This is a genomic window from Mesorhizobium sp. M4A.F.Ca.ET.020.02.1.1 (assembly GCF_004022645.1).
GTDB lineage: Bacteria > Pseudomonadota > Alphaproteobacteria > Rhizobiales > Rhizobiaceae > Mesorhizobium.
In genome coordinates this window covers 1-5,652 of record NZ_RZOI01000392.1, presented here as the reverse complement: position 1 = coordinate 5,652, position 5,652 = coordinate 1, and the positions used below count along the sequence as shown (strand labels likewise).

Here is a 5,652-nt window from a genome sequence, read left to right as displayed (position 1 = left end):
TTCGCCGCCGGCCAGCATCCCGATTTCAGCAGAGGCTTCGCCGCCCGTCCGGACGCGAAGTTCGCCGAGGTGCTGAAGGGCACCGATCTCTACAATGGCTGGGGCTCGATCTGCTATCGCGGCACGGATGAAAGCTTCAAGGACTGGAGCTGCGGCGAAGGCCTGCGCTGCGCCGGCGTCCACGAAAGCGCCATCCATCCGGGCTTCGGCACTTGCGTCAGCGAGGCCGGTACTGCGGTCGGCGATCCCGTGGAGTTCGGCGAGATCAAAATGTCGAAATGGGGCAGCGACCAGTATTGCCGCCTGTCGCCGGCGACGGCGAGAGCCTGCGCCATCGATTCGGCAAGGGACAAGAAACCGCCGATCAAGCTTGCCGGCTACGGCGCGGCGCGCCAGCGCTACGACAACCCCGAGCAGAAGACCGGCGGCTTTCCCGGCGGCATGCTGCGCAAGGCGAGCTGCGACAAGCTGCCCGAGGAGGCGAGCTGCGGGCGGCTCGCCAAGACCGGCTTCAACGATTGCATCGGGTCCGGCAAGGACCACAAATATTGCACCAGGGAGTTCACCAAGACCGCCGGCCTGCGCGCCTGTGACAAAACGCATCCCTGCCGCGAGGACTATATCTGCACCGCCGGCTATGAAGACCTGGCCGAGGCCAAGCCCGGCAAGGGCACCTGCATCCCGCCCTATTTCATCTTCCAGTTCCGCGTCGACGGCCACCCGCGCAGCTGGGTGCAGGATACCGAGTAGTGAACGCCGCCAGCCTGCAGCGTCAAGGCTTCTGCTTGCTGCCGGCGCTCTTGCCGTCGGAACTTTTCGAGCGCTCCTCGAAGCGCGCCGCGCCCTTCTGCAGCGGCCGGCCGGTCTCGGCTTCCGTCTTGCGCTCGTCCTTTGCCGCCGCCCGTCTCAGTCCCTTTGCGGCCTGTTTGCCTTTTGCGGTCGGTGCCTGTTCTACGCCCATCTCTTCCTCCCTGGCGCGGCTATCGCGCCGAAGAGCAACGCTCTGGACGTAACTGGGTTCCGGAGGATTCGGCCTCGGAGGCGGCGGCTGGCGAGACTCAGCGCGTCGCGATCATCGCCTTGCGGAAAGCCTCGAGCGTCTCGGCGCTGACATGGTGCTCGATGCCCTCGGCGTCGATGCGCGCTGTCTCGGCGCTGACCCCGAGCGAGCGCAGGAAGGCTTCCACCGTCTGGTGGCGGATGCGGCTTTCCTCCGCCACCTTGCGGCCGGCCTCGGTCAGGAACACGCCGCGATAGGGCTTTCGCGAAACCAGACCTTCGGCGCAGAGCCTGGTCAGCATCTTCGCCACCGTCGGCTGGGCGACGCCGAGCCTGGCGGCGATGTCGACCTGCCGTGCCTCGTTGCCGTCCTCGATCAGGTCGGCGATCAGCTCGACATAGTCCTCGACGAGGGCGCTGCGGCGCGCTTCGCGCGTCTGCCGGAAGCCCGCCGAATGGACATCGGCGTCGGGAAGCGGCTCTTCGCGTCGAACCGGTCTGTTCCTCAGCGCCAATGCGCGCTCCTCCACGCTAACCGCGAGCCAAGTGCCCGCGACGTTGAATCGGGTCCGTAGTCATAGCACGGACCCCGACTATCTGGCCGTTTATTTGCATTCCACCCCATGCGCAACGGGGTCCGCACCCGGTTGCCCCTGTCACTTGGCGTCGTCGCAAAAGCATAAACAATGAAATATAGCCTATTGCATAATGTTGAGCCATGGCATAGATAGGGAACATCCTCGACCCTTTTCAGCGGAAAATCCCTGATGTCCGACGCAACAGCCGTATCCAGACCCGCGTGGCGTTTTGCCCGGCCCGACGAGGATGAACAGCCCAGTCTGCGCGAGGTCAACGCCTCCATCACCGTGCCGCAGACCGGCATCTGGTTTCGCCGCCTGTTCGCCTTCATGGGCCCGGGCTACATGGTTTCCGTCGGCTATATGGATCCGGGCAACTGGGCGACCGACCTCGCCGGTGGCGCCCAGTTCGGCTACACACTGCTGTTCATCATCATGCTGTCGAACCTGATGGCGATCCTGCTGCAGGCGCTTGCCGCCCGGCTTGGCATCGCCACCGGCCGCGACCTCGCCCAGGCCTGCCGCGCCTACTATCCGCGCTCCGTCAACTTCCTGCTGTGGATCGCCTGCGAGTTGGCCATCATCGCCTGCGACCTGGCCGAGGTCATCGGCACGGCGATCGCGCTGCAGCTGCTGTTCGGCATTCCGCTGATCGGCGGCGCCATGCTCACCGCTCTCGATGCCTTCCTGGTGCTCATGCTGATGAACAGGGGCTTCCGCTACCTCGAGGCCTTCGTCATCGCGCTGCTGATCATCATCTTCGGCTGTTTTGCCATCCAGATCTTCGCCGCCGCTCCGCCGGTCGGCTCGATCCTGCATTCGATGTTCGTGCCGTCGTCTCAGATCGTCACCAACCCGGCGATGCTCTACATCGCCATCGGCATCATCGGCGCCACCGTCATGCCGCACAATCTCTATTTGCACTCCTCGATCGTTCAGACCCGTGCCTATGAGCGCACCGACCGGGGCAGGCGCGACGCGATCAAGTGGGCGACCATGGACTCGACCATCGCGCTGATCCTGGCGCTGTTCGTCAACGCCTCTATCTTGATCGTCTCGGCGGTGGCCTTCCACGGCACCGGCCACCAGGACGTCGCCGAGATCGGCCAGGCCTTCGAGCTCCTATCGCCGCTGCTCGGCCTCGGCATCGCCTCGATCCTGTTCGCCGTGGCTCTGCTCGCCTCCGGCCTCAACTCCACGGTCACCGCGACGCTTGCCGGCCAGATCGTCATGGAGGGCTTCCTGCGCCTGCGCATCCCGCAATGGGCACGCCGCCTGCTGACCCGCGGCATCGCCATCGTGCCGGTGGTGATCGTCACCGCGCTCTACGGCGAGAGGGGCACCGGCCAGCTGCTGGTGTTCAGCCAGGTGATCCTGTCGATGCAGCTGCCCTTCGCGGTCATCCCTTTGGTGCAGTTTGTCTCCGACAAGAAGAAGATGGGCAATTTCGCCATCCCGCGCGCCGTCGCCCTGCTCGCCTGGGTGGTCGCCGCCATCATCCTGGTGCTCAATTTCAAGCTGCTCTACGACACCATCGCCGGCTTCGGCTGAGAACAATGCATGTCGCCCAAAAGTGCGCTGCGGTTTTGGGACAACGGCATGCATGAAGCAGGAAACTCAAACCCTGTCGCTTAATTCCCTCCTGGCGTGACACGCATTGAACGCGCGGCACCGCGACAAAATCGCGGGCCGCGCTATCTTCTTTAGCCATTATGACCGGAACCGCTGAGGCCCGCGAATTCTACGCCCGACTGATGGCCGCTCATGCCGGCTCGGCTGATCCGCGCCTCGGGGAAGCTTTCGCCACCGTTCCGCGCGAGGCCTTCCTTGGTCCCGGACCGTGGACCATCATCGCCGGCGACGGCAGGGTTAAGACGCCGAGCGCCGATCCCGCCCACATCTACCAGAACGTGCTGGTGACGCTCGACGCCGACAAGGGCATCAACAATGGCGAACCCTGCCTGCACGCAATGTGGTTCGGCCGGATCGCGCCCAGGCCAGGCGAGGCCGTCACCCATATCGGCGCCGGCACTGGCTACTACACGGCGCTGCTGGCGAAGCTGGTCGCGCCCGGCCCGGTCACCGCCTTCGAGCTTGACGCAGCACTTGCCGCCAGCGCCGAGCAGAACCTCACGGCCTATGAGAATGTGGCCGTCATCCATGGCAATGCCGTCACTAGCCCGCTGCCTGCGTCCGACATCATCTATGTCAATGCCGGCGTGGCAGCGCCTCCGGCCGCCTGGCTGAAGGCGCTGAAGCCGGGAGGCCGCATGGTCTTCCCATGGCGTCCCGCCGAACGCGTTGCGCTGGCCGTGCTGGTGACCAGCACGGAATTCGGCTTCGCCTGCCAACCGTTCATGGGCTCGTGGTTTATCCCTTGCGTCGGCGCATCGACCCCGGACCCCTCTGCGAAAATCCCCGATCGCGAGAAGGCGGCGCGCAGCCGTTCGATCTGGCTGATCAGCGACAAGGCGCCGGACCGCACTGCCACGGCAATCATCGGCGAGGTTTGGTTCTCGTCGCACGGCGTCGGCCGCGGCAGGGGGATGAGCGCGCTGCGGTAGATATTTTTGCGGCCGCTGTCGAGCCGTCGCCTGTCCATGCGTCCTAAGGCCGAAATCCGGCCCGACGGCGCGGACCACGAAAAGGGAGAGTTCCAATGAGGAAGATCATCGCCGCCACGTTCGTCAGCCTCGACGGCGTCATGCAGGCGCCCGGCGGTCCGGAGGAGGACCCGGTCGGCGGCTTCAAGTTCGGCGGCTGGACGTTCCATTACTTCGACGAGGTGGCGGGCGCGGCCCTGGATGAACTGTTCTCCAAGCCGTTCGCCCTGCTGCTCGGCCGCAGAACCTACGACATCTTCGCCGCCTACTGGCCGTATCAGAAGGATTCGATCGCGGATGCCTTCAACCCTGCGACCAAATATGTGGCGACGCATCGGCCGGATTCGCTCACCTGGCAGAACACGCAATGGCTTGGGGAAGATATCGTCGCGACGTTGCGCCGCCTCAAGCAGGACGACGGACCTGACCTGCTCATCCAGGGATCGGGCAGTCTGATCCAGACCCTGCTTGCCCACGGGCTGATCGACGAGATCAGGTTGATGATCTTCCCGCTGTTGCTGGGCAAGGGCAAGCGGCTGTTCGACGACGGCGCGATGCCGGCCGCCTTCAAGCTCACCAAGTCGCAGGCCACCACCACCGGCGTCATCATGGCGACCTACGAGCGGGGCGGCGAGATTAGGACCGGATCATTCGCGCAGGACAAGCCGTCCGACGCCGAGCTCGAGCGGCGCATGAACTGGAAGTAGCGGGGCGGCCTCCCTCCGGAGCGGGAGAGGTGGCGCTGCGGAGCAGCTACGGTGCGGGGGAAGTCGGTCCTCAAATGCACCGCCGCTGACAACTCGCCACGGGCCTCAATCAGGGCGAAGCATCGCCTCGGCTTGAAGCAACAACGCTCGAGCCAGGTCGACCCCGCTCCGTCGAGCTTCGCTCGACACCTCTCCCCGATCGACGTGGGAGAGGAACCCAAGTTCTTCCAGGTCTCAAGCCGCCACCTGCCGCCGCGCCAGCCCGTCGCGGATGTGTCGCGCAAACTCTCGCGCAGCGGGCTCGGTGCCGTATTTCGGCAGATGCAGGTTGATAGCGAAATTCGGCAGCGCCGGAAGGTCAGGGCCAGAAGGCAGGATGTCGAGGTCCGCCGGCACGGTCGATGCCAGCCAGGTGGTGACTGCAAGGTCCGCCCGCACCGTTGCCGTCGTCGCGTCGATGTTGCCGTTCTCGAACACCGTGCGCCATTCCAGCCCCTGCTCGCTGAGCGCTGAAAGCACCGCCGGGCGGAAGGCGCATGTGTCGGCGACCATCGACACCGGCAACGGGCGCTTGCGGTGCGCGGCGCCGCCCCTGGCGCCGACCCAGACCAGCCGGTCGACCGCCAGGCATTCGCCGGCGGACGGACCGACCCGTTCCTCGATGACGGCGAGATCGATCATGCCGGCCGCGAGCGCCGCCGCAAGCTCCGGCGAGGCGGCGCAATGGAGCGAAATCTCGACCTGCGGATAGGTATCGGCATAGGC

At 65.4% G+C, this 5,652-nt stretch carries 6 protein-coding genes and 1 pseudogene; 4 read left to right on the top strand and 3 right to left on the bottom strand.

The genetic code is table 11. From position 1 onward, the window contains the following. Window positions 1-750 (top strand): annotated as a pseudogene (locus EN742_RS22035) (hypothetical protein); the annotation flags it as partial. Window positions 751-772: 22 nt separating this feature from the next. Here the strand turns inward: EN742_RS22035 and EN742_RS22030 are convergent. Together EN742_RS22030 and mntR are read right to left on the bottom strand one after the other, a co-directional pair. Next, on the bottom strand, window positions 773-961 hold the full coding sequence (locus EN742_RS22030) for a hypothetical protein (RefSeq protein ID WP_126058778.1): 189 nt from the start codon (window positions 959-961) through the stop codon (window positions 773-775). Window positions 962-1,058: 97 nt separating this feature from the next. Then, window positions 1,059-1,514, bottom strand: a complete 456-nt coding sequence (gene mntR, locus EN742_RS22025) for a manganese-binding transcriptional regulator MntR (RefSeq protein WP_126058777.1) — start codon at window positions 1,512-1,514, stop codon at window positions 1,059-1,061. Between the two features lie 252 nt (window positions 1,515-1,766). On the opposite strand from mntR, the gene EN742_RS22020 reads away from it, so the two are divergent. The 3 genes from EN742_RS22020 (at window position 1,767) to EN742_RS22010 (ending at window position 4,887) form a co-directional block, all read left to right on the top strand. After that, window positions 1,767-3,128 (top strand): Nramp family divalent metal transporter, encoded by a 1,362-nt coding sequence (locus EN742_RS22020; protein WP_127405420.1) that lies wholly within the window; start codon window positions 1,767-1,769, stop codon window positions 3,126-3,128. Window positions 3,129-3,289: 161 nt separating this feature from the next. After that, on the top strand, window positions 3,290-4,141 hold the full coding sequence (locus tag EN742_RS22015) for a protein-L-isoaspartate O-methyltransferase (protein ID WP_126058775.1): 852 nt from the start codon (window positions 3,290-3,292) through the stop codon (window positions 4,139-4,141). Between the two features lie 95 nt (window positions 4,142-4,236). Next, on the top strand, window positions 4,237-4,887 hold the full coding sequence (locus EN742_RS22010; protein WP_126058774.1) for a dihydrofolate reductase family protein: 651 nt from the start codon (window positions 4,237-4,239) through the stop codon (window positions 4,885-4,887). Window positions 4,888-5,121: 234 nt separating this feature from the next. Here EN742_RS22010 and EN742_RS22005 read toward each other — a convergent pair. Next, on the bottom strand, window positions 5,122-5,652 hold a 531-nt coding region (locus EN742_RS22005; RefSeq protein ID WP_245492377.1), incomplete at its 5' end, for a LysR substrate-binding domain-containing protein.